Source organism: Mycolicibacterium vaccae NBRC 14118 = CIP 105934, from assembly GCF_001552715.1.
Classification (GTDB): Bacteria; Actinomycetota; Actinomycetes; order Mycobacteriales; family Mycobacteriaceae; genus Mycobacterium; species Mycobacterium vaccae.
Genome location: NZ_BCRS01000056.1, coordinates 1 through 23630, shown reverse-complemented (window position 1 = coordinate 23630; position 23630 = coordinate 1). Strand labels below are relative to the sequence as shown.

Annotated in this window: 28 protein-coding genes and 1 pseudogene; 14 read left to right on the top strand and 15 right to left on the bottom strand. The window is 65.3% G+C overall.

Going from position 1 to position 23630, the window contains the following annotated elements:
• Positions 1-53 precede the first annotated feature (53 nt).
• Entirely contained in the window at positions 54-950 is an 897-nt protein-coding gene (locus tag MVA01S_RS12865) for a LysR family transcriptional regulator (protein WP_003931803.1), read from the bottom strand.
• 117 nt (positions 951-1067) lie between these two features.
• Here MVA01S_RS12865 and MVA01S_RS12860 point away from each other — a divergent pair, with 117 nt between their 5' ends.
• The gene (locus MVA01S_RS12860; RefSeq protein ID WP_003931802.1) at positions 1068-1808 is read left to right on the top strand and encodes an SDR family oxidoreductase; all 741 of its coding nucleotides are present in this window, start codon (positions 1068-1070) and stop codon (positions 1806-1808) included.
• Positions 1805-2107 (top strand): annotated as a pseudogene (locus tag MVA01S_RS32000) (SDR family NAD(P)-dependent oxidoreductase); the annotation flags it as partial. The gene MVA01S_RS12860 and the pseudogene MVA01S_RS32000, both read left to right, overlap by 4 nt.
• On the opposite strand, the gene MVA01S_RS31995 reads toward MVA01S_RS32000, so the two are convergent.
• Positions 2009-2257, bottom strand: a complete 249-nt coding sequence (locus MVA01S_RS31995; RefSeq protein WP_250637324.1) for a hypothetical protein — start codon at positions 2255-2257, stop codon at positions 2009-2011. The pseudogene MVA01S_RS32000 and the gene MVA01S_RS31995 sit on opposite strands and share 99 nt — an antisense overlap.
• Between MVA01S_RS31995 and MVA01S_RS31990 the strand changes: the two genes are divergently transcribed.
• Complete coding sequence (locus tag MVA01S_RS31990) at positions 2193-2561, top strand: SDR family oxidoreductase (protein ID WP_250637323.1); 369 nt, start codon at positions 2193-2195, stop codon at positions 2559-2561. The genes MVA01S_RS31995 and MVA01S_RS31990 overlap by 65 nt on opposite strands.
• Before the next feature lie 54 nt (positions 2562-2615).
• Positions 2616-3242, top strand: coding sequence for a TetR/AcrR family transcriptional regulator (locus tag MVA01S_RS12850; protein ID WP_003931800.1), 627 nt, complete (start codon positions 2616-2618; stop codon positions 3240-3242).
• On the opposite strand, the gene MVA01S_RS12845 is transcribed toward MVA01S_RS12850, so the two are convergent.
• Both MVA01S_RS12845 and MVA01S_RS12840 read right to left on the bottom strand, forming a co-directional pair.
• Positions 3243-4610: an LLM class flavin-dependent oxidoreductase gene (locus tag MVA01S_RS12845; protein WP_003931799.1), complete on the bottom strand. Its 1368-nt coding sequence runs from the start codon at positions 4608-4610 to the stop codon at positions 3243-3245.
• A gap of 50 nt (positions 4611-4660) precedes the next feature.
• Positions 4661-6181, bottom strand: coding sequence for an AMP-binding protein (locus MVA01S_RS12840; protein WP_003931798.1), 1521 nt, complete (start codon positions 6179-6181; stop codon positions 4661-4663).
• A 134-nt stretch (positions 6182-6315) separates the two neighbouring features.
• On the opposite strand from MVA01S_RS12840, the gene MVA01S_RS12835 reads away from it, so the two are divergent.
• Genes MVA01S_RS12835 through MVA01S_RS12825 form a run of 3 tightly spaced genes read left to right on the top strand, consistent with a single transcriptional unit; the run spans position 6316 to position 8275 of the window.
• Positions 6316-6849 (top strand): nuclear transport factor 2 family protein, encoded by a 534-nt coding sequence (locus MVA01S_RS12835; RefSeq protein WP_003931797.1) that lies wholly within the window; start codon positions 6316-6318, stop codon positions 6847-6849.
• Position 6850: 1 nt separating this feature from the next.
• On the top strand, positions 6851-7282 hold the full coding sequence (locus MVA01S_RS12830) for a nuclear transport factor 2 family protein (RefSeq protein WP_003931796.1): 432 nt from the start codon (positions 6851-6853) through the stop codon (positions 7280-7282).
• Between the two features lie 3 nt (positions 7283-7285).
• Positions 7286-8275 carry an NAD-dependent epimerase/dehydratase family protein gene (locus MVA01S_RS12825; RefSeq protein ID WP_003931795.1) on the top strand — a complete coding sequence of 330 codons (990 nt, stop codon included), beginning with the start codon at positions 7286-7288 and terminating at the stop codon, positions 8273-8275.
• A 7-nt stretch (positions 8276-8282) separates the two neighbouring features.
• On the opposite strand, the gene MVA01S_RS12820 is transcribed toward MVA01S_RS12825, so the two are convergent.
• From MVA01S_RS12820 to MVA01S_RS12780, 9 genes are all read right to left on the bottom strand, one after another.
• The gene (locus tag MVA01S_RS12820) at positions 8283-8894 is read right to left on the bottom strand and encodes a TetR/AcrR family transcriptional regulator (protein ID WP_003931794.1); all 612 of its coding nucleotides are present in this window, start codon (positions 8892-8894) and stop codon (positions 8283-8285) included.
• Positions 8895-8920: 26 nt separating this feature from the next.
• Positions 8921-10549, bottom strand: coding sequence for an FAD-binding protein (locus MVA01S_RS12815; RefSeq protein WP_003931793.1), 1629 nt, complete (start codon positions 10547-10549; stop codon positions 8921-8923).
• Positions 10533-10880 carry a 2Fe-2S iron-sulfur cluster-binding protein gene (locus MVA01S_RS12810; protein WP_064635260.1) on the bottom strand — a complete coding sequence of 116 codons (348 nt, stop codon included), beginning with the start codon at positions 10878-10880 and terminating at the stop codon, positions 10533-10535. Before MVA01S_RS12810 ends, MVA01S_RS12815 begins: the two co-directional genes overlap by 17 nt.
• A gap of 16 nt (positions 10881-10896) precedes the next feature.
• The gene (locus MVA01S_RS12805; protein ID WP_003931791.1) at positions 10897-12213 is read right to left on the bottom strand and encodes an aromatic ring-hydroxylating oxygenase subunit alpha; all 1317 of its coding nucleotides are present in this window, start codon (positions 12211-12213) and stop codon (positions 10897-10899) included.
• A gap of 100 nt (positions 12214-12313) precedes the next feature.
• Positions 12314-12544 carry a biotin/lipoyl-containing protein gene (locus tag MVA01S_RS12800; protein ID WP_003931790.1) on the bottom strand — a complete coding sequence of 77 codons (231 nt, stop codon included), beginning with the start codon at positions 12542-12544 and terminating at the stop codon, positions 12314-12316.
• A 19-nt stretch (positions 12545-12563) separates the two neighbouring features.
• The gene (locus MVA01S_RS12795) at positions 12564-13547 is read right to left on the bottom strand and encodes an alpha-ketoacid dehydrogenase subunit beta (RefSeq protein WP_204249596.1); all 984 of its coding nucleotides are present in this window, start codon (positions 13545-13547) and stop codon (positions 12564-12566) included.
• Between the two features lie 8 nt (positions 13548-13555).
• The gene (locus MVA01S_RS12790; protein WP_003931788.1) at positions 13556-14545 is read right to left on the bottom strand and encodes a thiamine pyrophosphate-dependent dehydrogenase E1 component subunit alpha; all 990 of its coding nucleotides are present in this window, start codon (positions 14543-14545) and stop codon (positions 13556-13558) included.
• A 125-nt stretch (positions 14546-14670) separates the two neighbouring features.
• Positions 14671-15195: a VOC family protein gene (locus tag MVA01S_RS12785; protein ID WP_003931787.1), complete on the bottom strand. Its 525-nt coding sequence runs from the start codon at positions 15193-15195 to the stop codon at positions 14671-14673.
• Positions 15196-15219: 24 nt separating this feature from the next.
• Positions 15220-16020 carry an SDR family NAD(P)-dependent oxidoreductase gene (locus tag MVA01S_RS12780; protein ID WP_003931786.1) on the bottom strand — a complete coding sequence of 267 codons (801 nt, stop codon included), beginning with the start codon at positions 16018-16020 and terminating at the stop codon, positions 15220-15222.
• A 223-nt stretch (positions 16021-16243) separates the two neighbouring features.
• Here MVA01S_RS12780 and MVA01S_RS12775 point away from each other — a divergent pair, with 223 nt between their 5' ends.
• The 5 genes from MVA01S_RS12775 to MVA01S_RS12755 are packed head-to-tail and all read left to right on the top strand — an operon-like array spanning position 16244 to position 21084.
• A complete protein-coding gene (locus MVA01S_RS12775) occupies positions 16244-17518 on the top strand; it encodes a sulfotransferase family protein (RefSeq protein ID WP_003931785.1) in 1275 nt (424 codons plus the stop codon).
• Complete coding sequence (locus MVA01S_RS12770; RefSeq protein WP_003931784.1) at positions 17515-18789, top strand: alkyl sulfatase dimerization domain-containing protein; 1275 nt, start codon at positions 17515-17517, stop codon at positions 18787-18789. Before MVA01S_RS12775 ends, MVA01S_RS12770 begins: the two co-directional genes overlap by 4 nt.
• The gene (locus tag MVA01S_RS12765) at positions 18786-19532 is read left to right on the top strand and encodes an SDR family NAD(P)-dependent oxidoreductase (protein ID WP_003931783.1); all 747 of its coding nucleotides are present in this window, start codon (positions 18786-18788) and stop codon (positions 19530-19532) included. The genes MVA01S_RS12770 and MVA01S_RS12765 overlap by 4 nt, the downstream gene beginning before the upstream one ends.
• A gap of 26 nt (positions 19533-19558) precedes the next feature.
• Positions 19559-20731: an aromatic ring-hydroxylating oxygenase subunit alpha gene (locus MVA01S_RS12760; protein WP_051015322.1), complete on the top strand. Its 1173-nt coding sequence runs from the start codon at positions 19559-19561 to the stop codon at positions 20729-20731.
• The gene (locus tag MVA01S_RS12755) at positions 20728-21084 is read left to right on the top strand and encodes a hypothetical protein (RefSeq protein WP_003931781.1); all 357 of its coding nucleotides are present in this window, start codon (positions 20728-20730) and stop codon (positions 21082-21084) included. Before MVA01S_RS12760 ends, MVA01S_RS12755 begins: the two co-directional genes overlap by 4 nt.
• Positions 21085-21088: 4 nt before the next feature.
• Here MVA01S_RS12755 and MVA01S_RS12750 read toward each other — a convergent pair whose 3' ends face one another.
• Together MVA01S_RS12750 and MVA01S_RS12745 are read right to left on the bottom strand one after the other, a co-directional pair.
• The gene (locus MVA01S_RS12750) at positions 21089-21904 is read right to left on the bottom strand and encodes a sugar phosphate isomerase/epimerase family protein (protein ID WP_003931780.1); all 816 of its coding nucleotides are present in this window, start codon (positions 21902-21904) and stop codon (positions 21089-21091) included.
• On the bottom strand, positions 21901-22758 hold the full coding sequence (locus MVA01S_RS12745) for a mycofactocin-coupled SDR family oxidoreductase (protein WP_003931779.1): 858 nt from the start codon (positions 22756-22758) through the stop codon (positions 21901-21903). The genes MVA01S_RS12750 and MVA01S_RS12745 overlap by 4 nt, the downstream gene beginning before the upstream one ends.
• A gap of 152 nt (positions 22759-22910) precedes the next feature.
• On the opposite strand from MVA01S_RS12745, the gene MVA01S_RS12740 reads away from it, so the two are divergent.
• Complete coding sequence (locus MVA01S_RS12740; protein WP_003931778.1) at positions 22911-23465, top strand: nuclear transport factor 2 family protein; 555 nt, start codon at positions 22911-22913, stop codon at positions 23463-23465.
• A 4-nt stretch (positions 23466-23469) separates the two neighbouring features.
• Positions 23470-23630 (top strand): SDR family NAD(P)-dependent oxidoreductase (locus MVA01S_RS12735; RefSeq protein ID WP_159426319.1); only part of this gene is annotated, 161 nt, incomplete at its 3' end.

Below are 23630 nucleotides of genomic sequence, written 5' to 3'. Positions count from 1 at the left end.
CTCACGTATGCGCGGGTCGCAGAGGAAGAGACTTCCCGCGCGAGCCGAATTCATCACGCAGCGGCGGTGAGATGGGTGCGCGCGGACCGCACGAAGTCCACGACCAGCGGGTTCACCTCGCCGACGCGGGTGGCGACCACCACCGGGCTGGCCGGGAAGCCGTCAAGCGGAACGGTCGCCAGGCCGGGGCGAAGGGAGCTGCGCCGGTCGCCGACCGGTAGGACCGCGACAGCCTGTCCGCCGGCGACGAGTTCGATTCTGTCGTCGAAACTCTCGATGACAGGCACCTCGGACATCGGGCCGGGGTCACTGGGCCGAAGGGACTCCACCGGGTAGAGGGGTTGTATCCCGCCGTGCGAGCAGATGATCGACTCGTCGCGCGCGAAGTCGTCCAGCGACACCGACGATCGGCCGGCCAGAGGGTGGTCTGCCGACATCACCAACATCCGCGGCTCCTCGTAGAGCACGGTGAGCCGGACGTCGTCGGTCGGGATGAACAGCGGAGCCCTGGCGACCAGCACGTCGACGTGGCCCTCGGCGAGGGCCGAGTGCTGGTGGCATCCGAGGTGACGCGTCCCTATGTCGGCGTCCGGGTGGCGGCTCCGCAGCACACGAACGGCCGGGGTGATCACCAAGTCTTCGACGTATCCGATGACCACCTTGCCTGCCGGCGTGTAGGCCCGCGCGGTGACCACCGCCTGACGCGCGGCCTTGAGCAGCGCCTTCGCCTCGGGCAGGAACGCCTTGCCGGCCTCGGTGAGCAGGACACCCTGCGGGGTGCGGTCCAGCAGCTGAATGCCGAGACGGCGCTCCAGCCGCTGGATCTGTCTGCTCAATGACGGTTGCGCCAGGTGCAGCTCGGCGGCCGCACGACTGAAGTTCAGATGCCTGGCCACGACGGTGAAATACCGGACCAGCCGCAACTCCAGGTCGATTCCCAGGTCGTTCACCGGCGTTCACCCATGGCCGGTGCAACCGGCGCGACCACCACAGGTATTCCGTTTCCGCATTGCGAGGTACCGATCAGGTCTTGGACACCCGGCCCGGACGGCCGAAGACTGGGCGGTATGGGTAGATACGACGGCAAGAACGTGGTGATCACCGGAGGCAGTAGCGGCCTGGGGTTGGCGGCGGCGCAATACCTGGTGGACCACGGCGCTCGCGTCCTGGTGACCGGCCGACACCGCGACACGCTGGAGGATGCGGGCCGGCGACTCGGCAACAACGCCATCACCGTCCGCAGCGACGCGAGTTCGTTGGCCGACATCGACGCGCTGGCCGGCCGCGCCGAGGACGAATTCGGCACTGTGGACGCGCTGGTGGTGTGCGCAGGCATCGGCAGCTTCGATCCGTTCGACGCGGTGACCGAGAAGACCTTCGACGAGGTGTTCGCGATCAACACCAAGGGTCCGTTCTTCACGGTGCAGCGGCTGGCGCCGCTGCTGGCCGAGGGCAGTGGCGTGGTGCTCACGACGTCGATCGCGAACCAAACGGGCTGGGATGCGCTCAGCGTCTACTCGGCCAGCAAGGCAGCTCTGCGTTCGATGGCGCGGACGCTCAGTAAAGAGTTGCTGCCCAGGGGAATCCGGGTCAACGCGATCAGCCCTGGCTCGATCGACACCGGCAAGTTGGAGAAGGAAGTGCCGGCGAAGGCCGCGCAGCTCAAGGCAGAGTTCACCGAGAGCAGCCCGATGGGACGTTGGGGCCGCCCTGATGAATTCGCGCCGGCGGTGGCGTTTCTGGCGTTCGACGCGACATATGTCGCCGGTATCGAACTGGTCGTCGACGGCGGCGAGTCACAACTGTGAAAGGGAATCTGACAGTGCGTCCATACGAGGGAAAGCGTGTCGTCATCACCGGTGGAACCAGCGGCATCGGTCTTGCCACCGCCGAGCTGCTGCTCGAGGGTGGAGCTTCGGTGCTGGTGACCGGGCGGACACCGGCATCGATGGAGAACGCGCGGGCGATCCTGGGCCCGGACGCGATCATCGAGGAAAGCGATGCCGTCTCAGGCATCGACGCCCTCGTGGGCGTCGTGAGCGACATGCTCGGCGGCGTCGACCTGCTGGTGCTCAATGCGGGCGGCACGGTGACCTCGACCGTCGAGGCCACCACCGAGGCCGAGTTCGACCAACTCTTCGCGCTCAACACCAAAGCTCCGTACTTTCACCGTGCAGAAGTTCCTGCCGTTGATGCCCTCGGGCAGCGCCGTGGTGCTGACGACGTCGGTCAGCAACACCCAGGGCGTCGCGACCACGAGTGTCTACTCGGCGACCAAGGCGGCACTTCGGTCCATGACGCGAACGTTCGCGCGCGAGTTCATCGACCGGGGCATCCGCGTCAACGCCGTCTCCCCCGGCCCCATCGACACCGGAATCCTCGAGCGCAGCATGCCCGCCGACGAGGCGCGACAGTTCCTCGATCAGATCAAGGCGGGGAACCCGATGGGGCGGTTCGGCGAGCCCGAGGAGGTCGCCAGAGCGATCGCGTACCTCGGGTTCGACGCGACGTACACCACGGGCTCGGAGCTGCTCGTGGACGGCGGGGCCTCCGACCTTTGAACGAACAGCGGCGCCATACATCCGTACAGGGAGGATCGGTGACACAATACGTCCATGGCGACCTCGTCGCGGCGCGTCGGCGCTGAAACCTCCAAGACCCGGGACACGTTGCTCGACTGTGTAGAGACGATGATGCTCGAAGAGGGCTACGCGAGCGTGACCTACCGCGCGCTGGCCGCTAAAGCCGGTGTAACCCCGAGCCTGGTGCAGTACTACTTCCCCACCCTCGACGACGTGTTCATCGCTGCGATCCGGCGCTATTCCGAACGCAATCTCGCCCACCTGAACAAGGTGATGGAGAAGCGCGCCGAGGATCCGCTGCGGGCGCTGTGGGAGTACAGCTGGGACGAGGCGACCGGCACGCTGATGACGGAGTTCATGGCGCTGGGCAACCACCGCAAGTCCATCCGCACCGAGATCGCGGCGGTGACGGAGAGTGTGCGCACGCTGCAACTCGAGGCTCTGACCGCGAAATTCGGTGCGGACGCGCGTCCCTGGGGTGGTCTGTCGCTGCCCGCGCTGCAGCTGCTGCTGTCGAGCCTGCCGAAGTTCCTGAACCTGGAAAAGGGTGTCGGCGTCGAGATGGCGCACGCCGAGCTGGTCGAGGCCTTCGAAGGTTATCTGGACTCCATCGAGCCGCCCGTCAAGCGGAAACCGCCTGGGCGCAAGAAATCCCGCTGATCAGCAGAACATTCCCCGGTACCCGTGAGCCGGGTGGCGCTCCGAGATGTCGGCGGACGCCCCGAACAGCTTCTCCCGCAACGTCCCCGACTCATACTGCGACTGCATCAGCCCCTTGTCCTGAAGTACCGGTACCAGGTGCTCGAAGAACTCGTCGTAGCTGTTCGGCAGTAACGCGTTCATCACCTGCACGCCGTCGACGCCCGCACCCTGGTACTCGACCAGCCGGTCCGCGATCGTCTCGGGCGAGCCGACCACCATCTGCGGCAACGACAGCGACGTCAGAAAGTCCTTGATGGTCGGCGTGGAGCCTTCGGGCCACGCATTGATCACTGCGAGGAATGCGCCTTGTATGCCCGGGATTTCGTCGAGGATGTCCTCCAGCGGGGTGCCGGGATCGAAGCGGCCCAGATCCATCCCGCTGAGGCTGGAGAAGTACGCGGTCTGCGCTTCGGGGCTGCGCCACTCTTCGAGCTCACTCCACTTGCGGTAGGCCTCCTCGTCCGTCGACCCGATCACGAACATCATGCCCTGCAGAAACAGGATGTCGCCGTCGCGGCGCCCGTGCGAGCGCGCGAGATCGCGGACAGTGCCGATCTGTTGGGCGATGGTCTCCAACGAAAACGCCGACAGGAACATCAATTCGGCGTTCCGACTGGCGAAGTCGAGCCCGGCCGGCGAACCTCCGGCCTGCGCGAGCACCGGCGTGCGTTGCGGGGAGGGCTCCATCAAGTTGAAGCCCTCGACGCTGTACCGCTGCCCCTTGTGGTTGATGTCGTGCACCTTGGACGGGTCGGTGTAGACGCCCTTCGCAGGGTCGTTCACGATCGCGTCGACGTCCCACGAGCCCTCCCACAGCTTGTAGGTGACATCGACGTACTCCTGCGCCCACGCGTACCTGTCGTCGTGCGAAAGGTTGCCCGGCAGACCGAGGTTGCGGAACGCCTTCTCGTTGGCCGAGGTGACGATGTTCCATCCGATGCGCCCGTTCGACAGGTGATCGAGAGTCGATGCGGCACGGGCGAAGACAAACGGGTGATGCGAGATGACCGAACTCGTGTACAGGAACCCGATGTCCTCGGTTTGCTGCGCCAGGGCCGGGATCAGCATCGTGCAGTCGGCGATCGGGACGTTCATCGCCATCTCGAAGACGATGTCGCGCTTGCCCTTGTACTCGCCCTGCACACCCATCACGTCGGTGAAGAAGAACGCATCGACTTTGGCCAGTTCGGCCTTCTTGGCTAGGTCGACCCACATGTCGAAACCCTTGAACTCCCGGTTGCCGGCGTCGGGATGCCGCCAGCTGCCGTGGAAGTTGTGCCCGATGGAGTCCATCACCAGCAGGGTGAAGATCATCCGCTTGCCCATCTGTACGACTGTATAGCAGACTTCTCGCGGGTGGGCCGGATCGGCACGATCTACGGAGTGCGCGCCTCAGCGATCATCCTGCGCACCAGCGCTTTCTGGATCTTCGAGCTGGGCGTGCGGGGGAAGTCGTCGACCTGGTGAAGTTCTTCCGGCCACTTCTGCTTGGCCAGCCCGCTCTGCGCGAAGTGTGCCCTGAGGTCATCCATGTCGGGCAGTGCGCAGCCGGCCTTCATCCGCAGCACCGCCGCTGTGCGCTCACCGAAACGCTCGTCGGGCGCGGCGACCGCCACCGCCTCGGCGACGCCGGCGAGTGTCGCCAGCACCTCCTCGACCTCCATGGCGCTGATGTTCTCGCCGCCGCGGATGATGATGTCGGACTTACGGTCGACGATCGACAGGTACCCGTCGTCGTCGATGACCGCGACGTCACCGGTGTGGTACCAGCCGTCGTCGTCAAATGCGTTGCGGGTCAGCTCGTCGTCGAGATAGCCCAGGCATAGGTCCGGTCCCCGGCTGAGAATCTCGCCATCGTCGGTGAGCCGGATCTCCACGCCTGGCAGCGGCAGGCCATCGGTGAACATCCGCTTCTCGGCGGGTGCGGTGTAGTGCGTGCTGGCGATCGACGGGTGCTCGGTACTTCCATAGGACCGCCACACCGTGACCCCGTGGTCGTGCAGCCGGCGGGCCACCGCGGCAGGCACGGACGATCCGCCCATTCCGGCGTATCGCATGTTCGCCAGGTGAGCGGGGGTGAAGTCGGGGTGGTCGAGCAGGCTGATGACGAAATACGGTGCGCCACCGCCGAAGGTCAACCCGTCGCTGAGCATCAGCGACAGGGTCTGGGCGGGATTCCAGCCGTCGGTGAGGTAGACCGGGGTCCCCTTCAGGACAGGGATCAGGAACGCGTTCAGCATGCCGATGAAGTGGCCGACCGGCGCTGCGGTCAGCTGGCGTTCCAGTCCCGGCGGATAGGCGTCGCTCAACTGCCGCGTTTCGTACGTCAACGTCTGGTGGCTGTGGACGACACCCTTGGCGTCGCGCGTGGTGCCGGACGTGAAGGCGATGACTGCCGGCGCGGAGGGTGCCACCTCGGCGATGTCGGTGAACGGCTCTGCGTCGAGAAGATCGTCGAAGTCGCGCCCCACCACGCCGACAATCGGCACACCGGCGTAGAGCTCCGGCTGGTACCGGGCCCGGCCGAACTCCTCGAACGTGATGAACACCTTCGGCTTCGCCGTGGCTACGATATGACGGATCTCCTTGGCCCCGTAGAAGTGCACGACCGGGACCACGACAGCGCCGAGGAACGACGCGGCCCAGAAGGCTGCGGCCGCTTCCATCCAGTTCGGCAACTGGAAGGCGACGACATCGCCTGCGCCGACCCCTCTGCTGCGCAGGCCCGCCGCGAGCCTGCGCGCGACGCTTTCGACATCGGCGAAGGTTCCCACCCACGGCCGTATTGCCGAGTGCACCCGAAACTCCTGTTCGGGCGATCGCCGGAGACCGTCCGTCAGCAGGTCGGCGATGGTTTCGTCGGTCCACCACCCGTTCGCCCGGTAGATCTCGGTCAATTCAGCCGGAATGGCGCGGTTTACCAAGGCAGGCGGCGGACCGCCTGCGGTAGTGACGTGAGCCCTTGACACCCACGCAGTGTGGCACGCATCATACTAATCAATCAAGCGATTGATTCGAAAGGAAACCGTCTGTGCCGAAGTCCCTCGAAGAACGCGTCCAGCTCATCGAGGACCGCCAAGAGATTTCCGATCTGCAATCGCGGTATATCAACTGCAACGACGGCGGCTGGGCGGGCCCGACGCACGGCGAGCCCCAAACCGTTGCCGCGCTGTTCACCGAGGACGGCGTGTGGGAGGGCCCGCTCGGTTCGGTGCGAGTTCAGGGCCGATCCGCGATCGCGGAGCTGTTCGGTCAGTTCCAGATCATTCCGTTCATCATTCACAACGTCATGAACCCGTTGATCGAGATCAACGGTGACCATGCTCGCGGCCAGTGGCACGCCATCATCGCCACGACAACAGCAGAGGGACAGGCGTTCTGGACGTTCGGGCGCTATCTCAACGAATACCGCCGCACTGACCAGGGTTGGCAATACAGCACGATGTCGTTCGAAGCGGCGTCGGTCACGACGTACGAAAAGGGCTGGGGCGTAGAACAGTTTCCCGGCCAAGGTGCTGTACGCCCCCAGTTCGACACCTCCATCGGCTCATCGACGAAGGACTGAAATGGATATCCAGGAAATCAGCGACCGGCTCGAGATCGAAGCGCTGGTACACAAGTACGCCAGGGCGGTCGACACCCGCGACTGGGATCTTTGGCGCTCACTGTTCACCGACGAGGCCGTGGTCGACTATTCGTCGGCCGGCGCCATCGCCGGAAGCCGTGACGAGGTCGCCGCCTGGCTCGAGCAGGCATTGAGCGCCATGCAGATGATGCAGCACTTCATCTCGAACATCGAGGCAGAGATCGACGGTGACACCGCCCAGGTGCGCGCCATGTTCTATAACCCGATGAAGCTGCCCGGGATGGACGAGTTGAGCTACTGCGGCGGCTACTACCACCACACCCTGGTCCGGACACCCGACGGTTGGCGTAGCCGCGCGATGCGCGAGGAGAACGCCTGGTTCGCCAACCCGTTACTGCCGGTGCAGGCATAGTCCATGGCGAAGAAGCTGGTCATCGGCGGCAGCGGCTTCGTCGGCTCGAACGTCATCCGCAAGTTGGTCGACCGTGGCGAAGACGTCCGGGTGATGCTCCGGAAATCAAGTTCCACCAGGGGAATCGACGATCTCGATGTCGAACGCTGCTACGGCGACGTCTTCGACGACGAGGCGCTGCGGTCGGCGATGGCCGGCTGCGACATCGTGTACTACTGCGTCGTCGACGCTCGCGCCTGGCTGCGTGACCCGTCACCGCTGTTGCGCACCAACGTCGAGGGCCTACGCCACGTGCTCGATGCGGCGCTGGAGGCCGAACTCACGCGTTTCGTGTTCATGTCCACGATCGCGACACTGGCCGTCAGCACGGACGGCACCCCCGTCACCGAGGACCAGCCCTGCAACTGGTACGACGACGGCGGCGCTTATACGCAGTGCCGCGTCGACGCCGAGAACCTCGTGCTGTCGTACGCCAGGGACAAGGGGCTGCCCGCGGTCGCGCTGTGCATCTCCAACACCTACGGCCCGCGCGACTGGCAGCCGACACCGCACGGCGGGCTGATCGCCGCGATCTCGGCGGGAAAGGCCCCGTTCTACTTTCAGGGCATCGGCCAGGAGGTCGTCGGCATCGAGGATGCCGCCGAAGCGATGATCCTCGCCTCGGACAAGGGCCGGGTCGGGGAGCGCTACATCATCTCCGACAGGTTCATGACGACCCGTGAGCTGCACGGGTTGGCGGCTCAGGCCGGTGGAGTCCGGGCCCCCTGGATCGCGATACCGCGACCGGTGCTGTTGACGCTTGCGTCGGTGGCCCAACTGTTCGGCGACCTGACCGGCCGCGAGATCAAGTTCGTGAGAAGGGCATTCGACATGATCGACAAGATGTCACCGCTCGACCACAGCAAGGCCGAGCGCGAACTGGGCTGGAAGCCGGCACCATTCGAGGACTCGATTCGCGCAGCCGTCGAATTCTATCGTGCGCAGCACATGTAGGTGACCTCTACTTGAACAGCGTTCCGCTGACCAGGCGTTTGAGCGCCTTGACCGTCGAGTGGTACTCGTCCGGGTCCGCGGTCGCGGCGTAGTCGGTCATGCCCTGCAGCACCAGATAGATCGAGTTGGCCACGCTGTCGATATCGACGCTGCGCGGCAGGGCACCCTCCCGCCGGGCCTGCCTGATGATGTCGATCGTGACCGCCCGCAACGACGAGAACAGCGTCTCGCGGCTGTCCGCCAGGTGCCGGGCGCTACCCACCCGGATGGCACGATCGAACGCCGCGATCATCGGGTACTCCCGCATCAACTGATCACACTCGTCGAACACCGCGATCAACCGTTCCCGGAAGTCCTCACTGCGCTGCGCGGACGCCGCCACCCGGGGGATCGTCATCTCCGCCCACTCGTCCAGTGTGGCTTTGATCAGCTCGGTCTTGTTGGGGAAGTAGTGATACAGGCTTCCGCTGGTCATGTCCGCTTTTCGGGCGATCTCGCGGATCGTCGCGCGCTCGTAACCCACCTCGGCGACGCAGCGCATCGTGGCGTCGATGATGCGCCGCCGCGTCTCCTCGCCGTTGGCGCCGACGGGGCGACCCAGCGACGGGTTGGTGGACACGGATCCCTCCTGGGTAGGCGCACGTACTAACTAGAGCTTCTCACGCCATTCTCCAGGAGTTGTTCGCCCGTGTCGGCCGACGCCGCATGCTCCCCCGCCCGCCTGCCGGAGAAGACGCAGTCCGCGAGTGCCAGACCACTGACGTAGCTGTGGGAGCAGATCCCGACGGCGGTGCGTCCCGCGGCGTAGAGGCCGGGAATCTGGCGGCCTTGCTCATCGAGCACCAGCCCGGTCTGGCCGTCGACCGTCAGGCCCCCGAGGGTGAGTCCGGGCACGGGGTAGGTCAGGGAGGGTCGGACGGAGATGTCGATGCCGTAGAACGGTGCCCGCCGGACCGGCGCACACAGCTCCGGCGCCTTGTGCGCAGGATCCTCGCCGCCCGACGTGATGGCTGCGTTGTAGGCGTCGACGGTGGCCGACAGTCCGGAGGCCGAGACGCCCAGCTTGCGCGCCAACCCGGACAGGGTCGCCGCTTTGCGGTGGCCGAGGGAGAACACCGCGGCGGTCTGCAGACGCAGGATCGACTCGGTCTGCTCTGCCGTCTGAGCCCGGGCGCGCTTCCAGGTGTCGGCGTCCACGATCAGGAAGCCCTTGCCGCCGAACCGCCGGACCATGATGTCGCAGTGCGTCGCGCCGTAGAGGTCCTCGTTGGCTATCCGCCGGCCGTCGACTCCGACCGTGATGCCCTCGATCAGCGCGGACGGTGGGGTCAGCAGGCGCCAAGCGCTGACCCGCCCCAGCTGATCCGTGGCGCCGCCGGCCTGCACGCCCAGGCGGATGCCGGCACCGTCGTCGGCTCGGGTGCCCAGCGGCCGAATCTGTTGGAAGTCCGGCGCGTGGCGGCGCAGCATGTCCTCGTTGAACGCGAACCCGCCGGCCGCCAGGATCACGCTTCGCGCGGTGAAGGTGCGTTCCTGAGCGCGTCTGCGCCACATACGGTCGGCCAGCCCGGTGATCGGGTGCCCTACCGGCGGCATCCAGTTGGTCAGCTTGGCGCCCACCGCCGTCGTCCGGCCGTGGAGGAACTGCGCAGCCCCAGTTCCTCCCACCCAGGTACGGCACCGAACTCCGGCCACCCGACCGTCGCTGATCACGAGGTCGTCCACGAGGGTCCGGGGCAGGAACACCACGCCGAGTTCGATTGCCGCATCGCGCATACGGCGCCACAGGTCGCGGCCCGACTTCGTGCCCGTCGCTATCTGCCGATGCCCCCTGGGCGCAGGCCTGGCGTGCAGCCGATACGGGTACGCCTTCTCATTTCCGGAGAAGTACAGGTAGTGCTTGGTCGGGTAGGAGGTCTTGTACGGGCACAGCGACGCCTCGAATTCCGCGCCGTGCTTTTCCAGCCAGGCCAACTGCTCGACGCTTCCGTCGCAGAACCGGCGCAGCGTCGCATCGTCGACGACACCCTGCACCTCCTGCCGGAGATAGTTGAACATGTTCTCGGGGTCATCGTCGTACCCGGCGGCCTTCTGGTATTGCGTGCCGCCGCCGGCGTACACCACGCCACCCGATACCGCCGACGATCCCCCGCCGAGCGCACGGTCGACCGCAAGCACCCGTGCTCCGTTCTCGGCCGCTGCGATGGCGGCGCAGACCCCGGCGAGGCCGAAGCCCACCACAATCAGATCGAAATCATCACTGACGTTCGACATTCGCCGCCTCCTGGTCCTCGACTGTGGACTGTTTCTTGACGCCCGGCTTGCGCACGGTGATGTGCCCTGAGGCCGTGGCCTGACAGGCCAGTCTGATGCGGCGTGGGTTGGCGCGCCTCACCCGGCGATCGAGATCTCCGAGCAGCGCCACTTCCGCCTCGGTGCGTTCGGAAAGCAGGTGCAGCCCATCGAGAACCTCGCACCGGCACGCGGTGCACGTCCCCCGCGCGTAACACAGCGTCGGCCAGTCGTACCCGGCGCGCCAGGCGGCCTGCAGCAGTGTCTCGCCGGGAGACACTTCGATGTCGATGCCGGCAGGTTCCACCCGCATCGTCACCGGGTCTGCATCAGTACGTCGCAATGTAGCGGTCGATCTCGCTGTGCAACGAGAAGATCATCGGCTCGTACCTGGGTGACAGCGTCGAATGGGTGATCGCACCGGATCGGTAGCCGGCCTGCTGCCTGTAGATGTTGCCCATGTCCTGCTGCAGCACGAACGGCCAGTCCTCCGGCGCCAACGGCCCTTCGCGGCGGGGCGCGGCGTTGTCCATGTCGCAGCGCCGCGGGATCTGCATCGAAAAGGCCTCGAAGATCGCCGAATCCGGGTCGTTGCCGTTCGGGCGGAACCGGTAGAAGAGCAGATTGCCGGTGAGCCCGAGAAACACCAGGTTCGGGAAGACGAATCCGTAGGTCGAAGCGTTGGGATCCAGCGGAGGCAGCGGGATGTCGGCTTCTTCGGCGTACTTGTAGAGCTCCTCGAAGAACTTCCACAGGACCTGGTCGTCGGGTAGGTCACGGATCCGGTCGGCGATGTATTCGTCACGCGCGGTGGCGAATCCGTCGGTGCCCTCGAAGAGCACCTGGTTCTGGTCGATGAAGAACCGGCCCGGCTCCATCCCTGCGATCAGGGGTGGAGGCAGGGTGTAAGTCTCCGGATGCTCTGGATCGAATGGTGCCGCGGTGTCCACGTGGCCCATCCCGTGGTGGTAGAACGGAATTCCGTCAGCGTCGTATTCGTCGTCGGTCGCGCCGAATGCGAGTTCCGGGTGGGCTTGCATGACGTGGTAACCCTCGAGGAAGGCTTCGGTGGCGACCTTCCAGTTGCCGGGAACGACAGCGTACTTCCACCAGCGCACCCGCATCCGGTCCATCGCCATCGGCGCGAGATGCTTGTCGTAGTCGCCGAAGAACTCGTCGAGAGTCGGGGCGTCGTCGTCGAAGTTGATCCACACGAAGCCGTACTTGACGGCCGAGCGCACCTCGGTGAGCAGCGCCTTGTCTGGGTCGATCGAGCCGGGGGCGAAGCCCTTGCGGCAGTAGATGTAGGACTGGGTTCCGTCGGTGTTGAACCGCCAGCCGTGGAAGGGGCAGACAATCTGGTTGCCGCCGAACGTTCCTGCGTCGTCGGGTTCGACCAACTGGGTGGCCCGGTGCGGGCACACGTTGTTGAGCACCTTGATGCTGCGGTCGGACTGACGCACCACGATGACGGTCTTGTCGACGATCGAGTACTCGATGAAGTCCCCGGGCTCCGGGATGTCCTCTTCGCGGCAGGCCCACTGCCAGGTGTGCAGCCACATCTTCTGGTACTCCAGGTCGGCGAAGTCCTGGTCGTAGTAGCGCTGAACCGGCAGGTGCACACCGTCGGCGAGTCGATAGGGCACTTGGGAAGTGTCGACGTCGTGCCTGGGCACGTACGGTTCGGCCGCTTCCGCGGCTACTGGAGACTCGGTGGGCGTGAGTTGCGCTGTCATTCTGCGCCTTTCAGTTGATGGTGGCGACCAGGGTGCCGACCGGATAGTCCTCGTCGACCTCGCCGACGATGGTGATCTGGCCGGCTGCCGGGCTCTCGATCTCGGTCTCGGTCTTGTCGGTGGCCAGCACGTAGATGGCTTGCCCGGCCTCGACCGTGTCACCGTCGGCGCAGAGCCACTCGGTGATCTGTGCCTGTTCGACGGCGACGCCGAGCTTGGGGATCCGTACTTCATGCGACATGGAGCTGTCTTCGCCTCTCTTAACCCAGCAGTGCCCGGATAGCCGGGGTGATCCGGCTGGTGGGCAGGAAATTCTGTTCGAGTGAGGATGCATAGGGAACCGGGGTGTTGGCGCCTCCCACCCGGGCGACCGGTGCTGCCAGCTCGCCGAAGAGTTCGGAGTGAATCTGCGAGCTCAGCTCCGCCCCGAACCCGCCCCTGGTGACGGCCTCGTGCACGACCACTGCACGTCGCGTCTTCGATACCGAGGCGAACACGGTGTCGGTGTCGAGTGGCTGCAGGGACCGCAGGTCGATCACCTCGATCGAATAGCCCTCGGCGGCGAGCTTGTCGGCTTCCGCGACGCAGTCCAGGACCTGTCGGCCATAGGTGATCAAGGTCAGGTCGGTGCCTTCGCGGGCGATGCGCGCCTTACCGAGCGGAACTCGGTAGTCCCCCTCGGGTACCTCATCGCGGACGCCGAAGTACAGGCTGCTCATCTCGACGATCACCACGGGGTCGTCGTCGAAGATCGCCGAAAGCAACAGCCCCTTGGCGTCGGCGGCGGTCGACGGGATTGCGACCTTGAGGCCGGGGGTGTGGATCAGCGTGGCTTCCAGCATCTCGGAGTGCTGCGCGCCGAATCCCGCGCCGGCGCCCGTGGTGGTGCGCACAGTGAGCGGAATCGGAGTCGCGCCCCCCGACATATAGCGCAGCTTCGCGGCATGGTTGAAGAGCTGGTCGGCCGCCACCGAGATGAAGTTCATCAGCATGATCTCGGCCACCGGGCGCATACCGGCCATCGCGGCGCCGATCGCCGCGCCCATGATCGCCTGTTCGCTGATGGGCGTGCACCGCACGCGCTCGGAGCCGTACTTGGCTTCCAGACCCTTGTGGACGCCGAACCCGCCGCCTTTGGGGTCCTGGATGTCCTCACCCAGCTCGAAGACCTCCGGGTCCAGGCTGAGCGCGACATCGAGGGCGTCGTGCACGGCCTCGAGCATCATCATGGTGCGGGACGCGATCGCGGTACTCACTTGGAAGTCTCCTCGGCGTAGACATCGGTGGTCAGCTCGGACGGATCCGGCAGCGGCTGGTCGAACGCCCACTCGGCGGCGTCGTCGACCTCTTCCTGAGCTGCCCGGTCAATCTCGTCTAAATCTGCTGGGCTGAGCCCGAATTCGTCTATCAGGCGAGCGCGGAACGCTGGGATCGGGTCAGCCGCATTCGCCGCGGCAAGTTCCTCGGCGGGGATGTACTCACTCTGGTCACCGAAGTAGTGACCGCAGAACCGGTACGTGACAGCCTCCAACAAGGTCGGACCGTCGCCGCCCCTGGCGCGTTCGATGGCGTCTCCCGCGGCGCGGTACAGCTCGACGGGGTCATTGCCGTTGACGGTCAGCCCCCGCATCGAGTAGGCCGCCGCGCGGTCGGCGATGTTGGCCACGGTGGTGCCGCCCGCCAACGAGGTGTACTCAGCCCATTTGTTGTTCTGGCACAGGAAGATCACGGGCAACTTCCACAGCGACGCCAGGTTCAGGCTTTCGTGGAAGGCTCCGATGTTGCTTGCGCCGTCACCGAAGTTCACGACGGTGACTTGGTCGGTGCCCCGCATCTGGGCGGCAAGCGCCAGTCCGTTGGCAATCGGCAGGCCGGAACCGACGACACCGGTGGTGACCATCAAACCGTGCTTCGGCGAGGTGACGTGCATGGGACCACCCTTGCCGCGACACGTGCCTGCGGCGCGACCCAGATACTCGGCCCAGAGGTCACGTAGGGGAACACCTTTGGCGATCTGGTCGTGGAGACCGCGGTAGGTCGTCACGACGTAGTCGGTCGGGCGCAGGTGCGCGGCGACCGAGGCGGCGGCGAACTCCTGCCCGCGCGGCGAGTAGTACATGCCGGCGAACTTGCCGCTCATCATCTGCGCCCGGTAGGTCTCGTCGAACGCATGGATGCGCACCGCGGTGCGATAGAGACCGACCAGTGTCGCCCGGTCCAGTCCTGTTTCGATCGTCGTCATCGGAGAAACACTTCCCTCGGGAGGCCTAGGGAGGCTTACGCCTCAGAATTAATCAATTGATTGATTGCTTACAAGGTATGAGCTGCGTCACGCTCCGTCAAGAAGCAGTTCCTGGAGAGTGGTCGTCAGTTCAAGGCGCGAATCGGATCGGTGCCGTCCCACCCTTCGGCGGCCTCGCGCACGAACTTCGCGAGACCCTCGGTGATGTCGGTGAACTCCATGAGCTCGACGACCGTGGCCACGCCGGCGGGCGGCTCGGCATAGGCGTACCGGACTCCGCCCTCCTCCGCGCTGGACCAGATCACCGGCCAGCCCGCCTCTTTCACGGCACTCAGCGCAGCGTCGAAATCCGCAGGCCAGTAGGCCAACTGATGAAATCCGGCGCCACGGTCAGCGAGGAACTCGGTGTAGACACTCGGTGTGTCTCCGTGCTGCTGAATCAGCTCGAGTTGGAGGTCGGCACTGTTGGCGAGCGCGATCGAGATCGTGACATCGCGGAGTTCTCCGCGATGGTCCGCCTTCTGCGCGATGCGCCGCAGTACGAACCACGGGCCCACGCCCAATTCCACCCAGTTCGCCAGTGCGACGTCCAGGTCGTCGACCACGTACCCGATCTGGCGGATGGGGCCGAGCAGCGGAGATGGGGGCATGCGTACTCCGATCTGAGGGTTGGATCAGGCGATCTGGGTTCCGCCGTCGACGCACAGCACCTGACCTGTGACGAAGGCGGCGGCCTCGGAGGCGAGATAGACCGCGGCAGCAGCGACCTCTGCCGGGTAGGCATACTGGCGCTCCAGCACCGTGCGTCGGCCGATCGTCGTGAGCTCCTCGGCTCGAGTGGACATCAACCTCGAGAAGATCCCGTCGGGATGCCACCGACTACCGGCCGAGATCGCGTCCGGACCATCGGGGAACGTCGCATAGGGTGCTACCGCGTTCACGGTGACCCCCCGCGGGCCGACTTCTTTGGCCAGCACCTTGGTGAACGAGTGAACGGCACCCTTCATCGCGGAGTAGACCGCGAGCAGCGGGTCGCCCACAATTCCCGATGTCGACCCGATGTTGATGATCCGCCCCCGGCCGCGATCGAGCATTCCGGGCAGCAGCGCGTGGATGCAGTTGAGCATGCTCGTGAAGGTCAGATCGATGTCGTCACGCCAGGTTTCCGGATCGGAATCGACGAACGGGTCCATCCCGACGTTGCCCCCGACGCAGTTGACCAGAACGTCCACTGCCCCGAAACGGTCCTGCACGGCGGCAGCCATCGCCACGACATCAGTGCGGTCCGTGACATCACAGGCCTGCCAGAACACCTCCCGGGCTCCCCGCACCAACAGGTGCTCGCACACTTTGGCGCCTTGTGCCCCGTCCCTGCCCACGACGACGAGGTTGGCACCCTCGGCGGCGAACCCCAGGGCGATGCCGCGACCGATGTTCGCGTTGGCGCCGGTCACCACCACCGTGTGACCCGTCATTCCGGTGTCCAATTATCTACTGCGCCTTCGCATCATCGTCGGTCGCGCGATAATTGATCGCGCGATTGATTCTCCGACGATATGACGTGGGCCACGTTTCGTCAAGGATGTGACGGTGATCGCACCTTTTCCTTGACGCCGCGGTCATGGCGGTCCTACATTCCAATGAATCAATCACTTGATTAGTTAAGTGTCGCCGTGCCGACCCCGAAGAGAGACGCGAATGCCTGACATCATCACCGTCGATGATCTGCGTGATCCACAGCTGACCGACCTGCAGCGCCAGGTTCTCGACGCCACCCGGCACCAGGAGGTGGATCTCGACATCGAGGCGATGGTGGACGAGGCGGTACAGAGCTCCGGCATCACCGGTTTCGGCGGCGAGGGCCTCGACGGTGAGTTCCGTGAGCGACTCGGCGTCCACGTCGCGGCCATCGACGCCGACGACCTGAATCCGTTGTCGCGGATGACGTTGCGGGAACGGACAGTTCGCCTACTGCGCAATAGGGTGCTGTTCACCGATCTGATGCGTCGCTACCCCGAGATCGAGGATATCGAGATCGAGAAGCCCTTCATCGTCATCGGAATGCCGCGTTCTGGCACGACTCACTTCGTCAACCTGATCGCGGCCGACAGCCGGCGCAGGGCGCTCCCCTACTGGGAGAGCCGCGAACCGTTCCCCATCCGCGGTGAGGCCGCCGGTCCGAACGGTATCGACCCCCGGTACCAGCGCACTGCTGACGAGTACGGCTTCGTCAAGGAGTTCATGCCCTTCGCGCTGGCGGTACACGACAGGTATCCGGAGGCCATCGAGGAAGAGATCGAACTCGACCTGGACTTCTCCAACTACATCGTGGAGTGGTACGCCCATGTGCCCCAGTGGCGGGACTATTACCTGGGATTGGATCAGGTCAAGCACTACGGCTACCTGAAGAACGTGTTGAAGGCGCTCACCTTCCTGCGCGGCCCGCAGACCTGGGTCCTCAAGGCGCCTCAGCACTGTGAGCAGATTCCCGCGCTACTGGAGGTGTTTCCGGACGCGACGTTCGCCTTCACGCACCGCGATCCCGTGGCCGTGATCCAGTCGACGGTCACTCTGATGGCGTACGGCGACCGGATCCGGCGCGAGAAAGTCGACACCGACCGCGTCGCCGACTACTGGGTCGACCGAGTGGAGCGATTGCTCGGCGCGTGCGTGCGCGACCGGGACCTGGTGCCGGCCGAGCGCAGCATCGACATCTCTTTCCACCATCTGAACGGAAACGAGATCCCCTTCCTGGAGCAGCTCTACCAGCGCGGTGGAGTGGACCTGACACAGGAGACGCGCGCCGCGTTCGACCAGTATCTGTCCGGCAATCCGCGTGGCAAGCACGGCAGGATCGCCTACGATCTCGAACGCCATTTCGACCGCAACCCCGACGAGATCCGTAGTCGGTTCGACTTCTACTTCGACAAGTTCGATGTGCGACCGGAACGCTCCGGCCAGGAGGCCCGGTGAGCACGCCGCCCGAGGAACGCGTCGACGGTCTCGAACCGCTCTATCGCAGCAGGCCCGGCGCTGACGACCTCGCGGGTGCGTCGGCGACGGAGGCCCGCCAGGTGGCGCCCGGCGTCTGGATGTCACCGGGCTTGACCAACTCGTACATGCTGACCACCGGCGAGGGCCGCGTCATCGTCAACACCGGGATGGGATTCGAATCCCCGGTACACAAGGCCAACTTCGACGCCGTCGACAGCGGACCGGTGCGCTACATCATCTACACACAGGGCCACGCCGATCACGTCGGCGGAACCGACGTGTTCCGCGAGGACGGTACCCACATCGTCGCGCAGGCGAACTGGGAGATGTGGCGCGACGACACCGAACGACTCCTGGCGCATCGCGCCCGCAACACGATGTTCGCGTTCGTCGACAAGATCACCGCGACCGTGACGGGTATCCAGAAGCGGTTCGGCGAGGTCCTTCCCGCCCAGGCCGTACCGGACCCCGACACGATCGTCGAGGACACCCTCGCCCTGGAGGTCGGTGGCCGCCGCATCGAGCTGATCGCCACGCCGGGGGGTGAAACCACCGACTCCCTTGTCGTGTGGCTTCCTGACGAGCGGATCTGCCTGTGCGGGAACTTGTTCGGGCCGGTGTTCGGCCACATCCCCAATCTCGTCACCATGCGCGGCGACCGCTACCGCGACGCCCTGGCGGCCGTCGCCTCCTACGAGCGGGTCCGCCGACTGCAACCCGAGGTACTGGTCACCGGACACTTCGACCCGATCCACGGCGCCGAACTGGTCGATGCCGAGCTGATCCGGCTGCGGGACGCCGTGCAGTACCTGCACGACGAAACCGTCTCCGCCATGAACGCCGGCGACGACGTACGTGACGCGATGGCCCGGATCACGCTGCCACCGCATCTGGAGGTCGGCCAGGGCTACGGCAAGGTCAGCTGGAACGTCCGGGCGATCTGGGAGAACTACAACGGGTGGTTCCACCGGCGGTCCACCACCGAGCTGTACCCCGTCGGCCCCGAATCCGTTGCCCCGGACCTGGTGGAACTCGCGGGAGCACAGGCCATCTGCGACCGTGCCGGCCGGTACCTCGACGCGGGAGACCCACTACGCGCGATCCACCTCGGGGAGATCGTGCTCGAGAGCGAGCCCGCACACCAGGCCGCCCGCGCGGTCGTCAAATCCGCCCATGAAGCGCTGCTCGCGGACAGCGAGAACTTCTGGGAATCAGCCTGGCTTCGCAAACAGATCGGAGAGCTCGCATGACCGCACGCGCAACTTATGATTTCACCGGGGCGACCGCACTGGTCACGGGCGGCACCAGCGGCATCGGCCACGCCATTGCCACCAAGCTGCGTGACGCCGGGGCCACGGTGACGACCACCGGTCGCAAGCCCCAGGCCGCAGACTACTCAGTCGACCTGGAGGGAATCGCCTACCACCAGCTCGAATTGACCGACCGGGCGGGAATCCAGGAACTGGCCGCGGATTTCAGCACCCTGGACATCCTGGTGAACAACGCCGGTGCGATCTTCGCGGGCGGACTTGACGAGTCGACACCCGACGGCTTCCGCGCCACGGTGGATCTGAACCTGTTCGGACCGTTCGAACTCACCTCCGCGCTGCACGGTGCACTCGCCCGATCGACAGCCAAGGGTGGGGCCTGTGTGGTCGGACTGTCCTCGTTGTCGACTGTGCGGGCGGTTCCGATGGTGCCGGCCTACGGCGCCGCGAAGTCCGGCGTCCTGTCGATGACCCGCAACTTCGCGATGAAGTGGGGTCCGGACGGAATCCGGGTCAACGCCGTGACGGCGGGATTCATCGACACTCCGATGACGTCGCCGGAACTGGTCCCTGAATACATCGCCGAGCAGTGCGCACGCACCCCACTGGGTCGGCTCGGAACACCCGACGAGGTCGCCGAGGCCGTGATCTTCCTGTGCACCGAGAACAGTGCCTTCATCACCGGATCCGTCGTCACCATCGACGGCGGCTACTGCGTCAGCTGATCCAACCCACGACTCGAGGAGATGCCATGACAGCAGAGACTGTGCTGCCCCGCCCCGATACCCATGATCTGGGCACGGATCCGATTCCGACGGGTCCGTACTACCTGCCCGAATACTTCGACGCCGAACGTGAGGCGATCTTCAAGCGGACGTGGCTGGAGATCGGCCACGTCTGCGAACTCGCCGAACCCAACAGCTACATCGTCCGCGACCTCGAAGTGGCCAACACGACGGTGCTGATCACCCGCGGCAAGGACGGTGAGATCCGCGCCTTCCACAACGTGTGCACCCACCGCGCCACCCAACTGGTACTCGATCGAGGTGGGCGACGGTCGTCCTTCAGCTGCCAGTACCACGGATGGAACTTCACCCCGGACGGCCGCCTGCGATCCGCCCCGGACTTCGGCAACTTCTACATCGACAAAGCTCAGTGCGGGCTACCCAAGATCTCCGTCGACGTCTGCGCCGGGCTGATCTTCATCAACCTCGATCCCGATCCGAAGCAGAGCCTGCGGGAATTCCTCGGACCGATGGCGGCCAAGCTGGAATTGCTGCCGGTCGCGCAGGCGACGACATTCACCGAGTACGTCTACGAGATCGACGCGAACTGGAAACTCACCTTCGACAACTTCCAGGAGAACTACCACCTGCGGTTCATTCATCCCCGCAGCGGAGGCAACGGACCCACCGGGCCCGACAATCCGTTCGGGTATCCCACCGACATCGGGTTCTCCGGGCCGCATCGATACCAAACCGTCTGGACCAATCCGGAATTCACGCCGGCCGAGGTGCAGGGTATCGCGCTGATGAAGCAGCTGGAGGGAGCCCTGGCCAGGCAACTGGAATTCAACATGGACTACCTGGTGCTGTTCCCGAACTTCTTCATCTTCGGCATGGCCATCCAACATTTCTCCCACGTCGTCTACCCCGTGTCGGCGACGAAATCACGCGGCGTCGTGCGCCTCTACTGGGTGGGCGACGACGCGAACGCCAGTGAGCGGTTCGCCCGCGAGTACGCCGCATGCACCACCCTCGACATCCATTCCGAGGACCGCGAGGTGATCGAGGCCGGGCAGCGCGGAATCAGCAGTGGCGCACTGAGCCACATACATTTCCAGGCTCAGGAGGTGCTGCTGCGGCACCTCTATCTCCAGGTCGATGAGGCAGTATCGGACTACCGGGCGGAGGCGGGACGATGACCACCGAACAGTTACCACCCGGATTCGAGACCCTGGAACCGTTCGTCGAGCACTGGGCGGTCGACTCCGCTGATGATCGGCTCAAGCGCAGGCTCAACAGTTCGGAGTCCGAGCGCGTCGCGTTCTTCAACGCCGCCAAGGACCGCCTTCAAGATGGACTGACGCACCTGGACAAGAAGCCGTTCGACGAGTACGACGACGACGAAAACCGGCTGATGCAGCTGTTTCTCAGCTTCGCGCACATCGCGCTGGCGGTCGAGGTACAAGGTGATGCCGAGCCGAAGCACGCCGAGGGTGCACGCCACATGACCATCACCTCGGCACCGTCGAGCGGGCGGCTGGAACGCAGCTAGGGCGCTAGGTAGGAACGAGGACGCGGGCAGCCTCCACGCAGGGACGTAACCGGTCGAGGGGTCCCACGCCGGCTTCAGCTGAGGTCCGCATGGGTACTTCGAGCCCGACGTGCACATCCCGGGGCAACGCGTCGAGGATGTCTGCGAGCGGCAGAGTCCCGGTACCGGGAATCATGCGCTCGAATGTCGCAGCCACGAGGTAGTCCTCCATACCGCCGATGACCGGCATGTCGCTCAGCTGTACGTAACCGATGACCGCCGGATCCAGGGCCCGGATGTCGTCGGCACCCGCGCCGGAATACCCAAGATGCATGGTGTCGATGAGCAACCGGAAGTCCTGGCGCCCCACATGCCGTACCGCGGCGAGTGCGGTATCCAGGTCGCCCACCACGGATCCGGGCATCATCTCCAGTGTCGTCTGCATGCCACGTTCGGCGGCCAACTCGGTGAGTATGGCGAACTGGTCGAAGGTTCGGTCGCGGTCCGGGTCCAGACCGAGGGTGTTGATCCGGGGTGCACCGAGCTCACGCATCAAGTCCAGGTCGGCAGCGTACGCGCGGCAATCGGCGCCGGGAACGACGAGAAAACCCTCCCCCAGCGAGATCTGCACGCCGCAGTCGTACATCGCCGTACCCATGTCCCGTCGCAGCGCGGAATCGTCGCGCAGAGAGAAGTGCGGGTAACCGAGCGACTCCAGCGGCATCGCAGTCAGACCCATGGAGATCTGTCCGACGCCGAGCTCGGCAGCCAGACGCACGAATTCGACTGGCGGCAAACCGAACACGCTCAGGTACTCGATGGCAAGCCGGTCGTCGGTCACAGGCCGGCCTTCAACGCTGCGCCGGCATCGATGAACAGTTGCTGCCCGGTGACGTAACGCGATTCATCGGATGCCAGATAGACCACCGCGTGCGAGATGTCGGCCGGATCGACGTAGGGAACCGGAATGGCGTGCATGAACGTGAATCCGATCTCGGCGTCGGCTCGCGTCGGCTCGGCAAGATCGGGCCGGAAGGTCCGGTAGATCGCGTCGATGTGCAGCATGTCGGTGTCCACGTTGGTCGGGTGGACCGCGTTCACCCGGATCCGCTGATCCGCCAAGACCAGCGCGAGTGACTTCGTGTAGCCGCACAGCATGCTCTTGGCCAGGCCGTACCCGGCCGCGCCGGGACCCTGCAGGCCGAGTCCGTCGCTCCTGTTGACCTGCGATGCCAACGCCGCGATCGAACCGATGGCGATGATCGAGGAACCCTCCGGCAGATGCGGCAGAGCGACGCTGACAGTGTTGACGACGCCGACGAAGTCGACGTCGAACGCATCGACGAAACCCTGTACGGGGACGGCCGGACCGAACGCGGAGATGCCCGCGTTGGCCACGATGACGTCGAGCCCACCGAGTGCTGTCACGGCATCGTCGACTGCGTCGGCGAGCCTGACTCGGTCGCGCACATCGACGGTGGCAGTGACGATGCGTCGACCGGCCTCCTCGACCAGGCGCCGGGTCTCGTCGAGATCGGCTTCTGTGGCCAACGGGTTGGGTGACGACGCGATATCGTCGCAGATGTCGATGGCGATGACGTCGGCTCCCTCGGCGGCCATGTGCAGAGCGTGGCTTCGCCCTTGTCCGCGGGCCGCGCCGGTGATCAAGGCGACCTTGCCCTCGAGTCGACTCATGTCACTTGTCCTGCTCTGCATTCGACGAGAAGTTGCACTATACGACTGTATAGGATCAGTGCGGCGACAACGCTGGATCGGACCAGAATATTGCGGCGTGCGTGCTATACAGTTGTACAACTCGACGCATGCACGACCCGTGGAAGGACACCATGACGAACTCCGATGAACTCGACCAGTTGCGCAAGCGCGTGCAGTACCTCGAGGACCGCACCGCCATCCTCGACTGCGTGATGAAGCAGGCCCGTGGGCACGACCGCCACGACGCCGAGTTGATGGGCAGCGTCTACTTCGACGACGGCGTCGACGAGCACGGACCCACCGTCAAAACGGGCCCTGAGTACGGGGATTGGGCCAACCAGGCGCACACCGCGGTGTTCGAGGATCATTTGCACAACGTCACCACCCACACCTGCGAGATCGACGGCGACGTCGCCCATGCCGAGAGCTACGTGATGGGCGCGATGCGGGTCAAGGGCGGCAAGATCGTGTCACTGATGGGTGGCCGGTACATCGACCGCCTGGAACGTCGCGACGGTGTGTGGAAGATCGCCCTGCGTCGGTGCACCATCGAGTGGATGATCAGCGGCGACTCCTCGATCCTGGGCAAGGGCGCGGTCAAGGGCTTCATCAAGGGCAAGTGGGACAAGACCGACGCCTCCTACCTCCGCCCGCTGAAGCTGGACGATCCCGTCGACCGGTGGTGACCGGGTGAGACTCGCGGGTCGGGTCGCGCTGATCACCGGCGGCGCGTCCGGCATCGGCCGCGCGACGGCGGTGCGGCTGGCAGCGGCGGGCATGAGGGTGTGCGTGCTCGACCTCGACGGCGCGGCCGCCACCGCGGTGGCCGCCTCGCTCGGCGGCATCGGCTT

Excerpts from the sequence above, each read along its gene's own strand:
- MVA01S_RS12745 (WP_003931779.1), bottom strand. The coding sequence starts at position 22,758 with ATGAGTCGACTCGAGGGCAAGGTCGCCTTGATCACCGGCGCGGCCCGC.
- MVA01S_RS12830 (WP_003931796.1), top strand. The coding sequence starts at position 6,851 with ATGGATATCCAGGAAATCAGCGACCGGCTCGAGATCGAAGCGCTGGTA.
- MVA01S_RS12815 (WP_003931793.1), bottom strand. The coding sequence starts at position 10,549 with ATGTCGAACGTCAGTGATGATTTCGATCTGATTGTGGTGGGCTTCGGC.
- MVA01S_RS12740 (WP_003931778.1), top strand. The coding sequence starts at position 22,911 with ATGACGAACTCCGATGAACTCGACCAGTTGCGCAAGCGCGTGCAGTAC.
- MVA01S_RS12845 (WP_003931799.1), bottom strand. The coding sequence starts at position 4,610 with ATGGGCAAGCGGATGATCTTCACCCTGCTGGTGATGGACTCCATCGGG.
- MVA01S_RS12760 (WP_051015322.1), top strand. The coding sequence starts at position 19,559 with ATGACAGCAGAGACTGTGCTGCCCCGCCCCGATACCCATGATCTGGGC.
- MVA01S_RS12785 (WP_003931787.1), bottom strand. The coding sequence starts at position 15,195 with ATGCCCCCATCTCCGCTGCTCGGCCCCATCCGCCAGATCGGGTACGTG.
- MVA01S_RS12765 (WP_003931783.1), top strand. The coding sequence starts at position 18,786 with ATGACCGCACGCGCAACTTATGATTTCACCGGGGCGACCGCACTGGTC.
- MVA01S_RS12755 (WP_003931781.1), top strand. The coding sequence starts at position 20,728 with ATGACCACCGAACAGTTACCACCCGGATTCGAGACCCTGGAACCGTTC.
- MVA01S_RS12825 (WP_003931795.1), top strand. The coding sequence starts at position 7,286 with ATGGCGAAGAAGCTGGTCATCGGCGGCAGCGGCTTCGTCGGCTCGAAC.
- MVA01S_RS12860 (WP_003931802.1), top strand. The coding sequence starts at position 1,068 with ATGGGTAGATACGACGGCAAGAACGTGGTGATCACCGGAGGCAGTAGC.
- MVA01S_RS12810 (WP_064635260.1), bottom strand. The coding sequence starts at position 10,880 with ATGCGGGTGGAACCTGCCGGCATCGACATCGAAGTGTCTCCCGGCGAG.
- MVA01S_RS12790 (WP_003931788.1), bottom strand. The coding sequence starts at position 14,545 with ATGACGACGATCGAAACAGGACTGGACCGGGCGACACTGGTCGGTCTC.
- MVA01S_RS12780 (WP_003931786.1), bottom strand. The coding sequence starts at position 16,020 with ATGACGGGTCACACGGTGGTGGTGACCGGCGCCAACGCGAACATCGGT.
- MVA01S_RS12850 (WP_003931800.1), top strand. The coding sequence starts at position 2,616 with ATGGCGACCTCGTCGCGGCGCGTCGGCGCTGAAACCTCCAAGACCCGG.
- MVA01S_RS12775 (WP_003931785.1), top strand. The coding sequence starts at position 16,244 with ATGCCTGACATCATCACCGTCGATGATCTGCGTGATCCACAGCTGACC.
- MVA01S_RS31990 (WP_250637323.1), top strand. The coding sequence starts at position 2,193 with ATGCCCTCGGGCAGCGCCGTGGTGCTGACGACGTCGGTCAGCAACACC.
- MVA01S_RS12800 (WP_003931790.1), bottom strand. The coding sequence starts at position 12,544 with ATGTCGCATGAAGTACGGATCCCCAAGCTCGGCGTCGCCGTCGAACAG.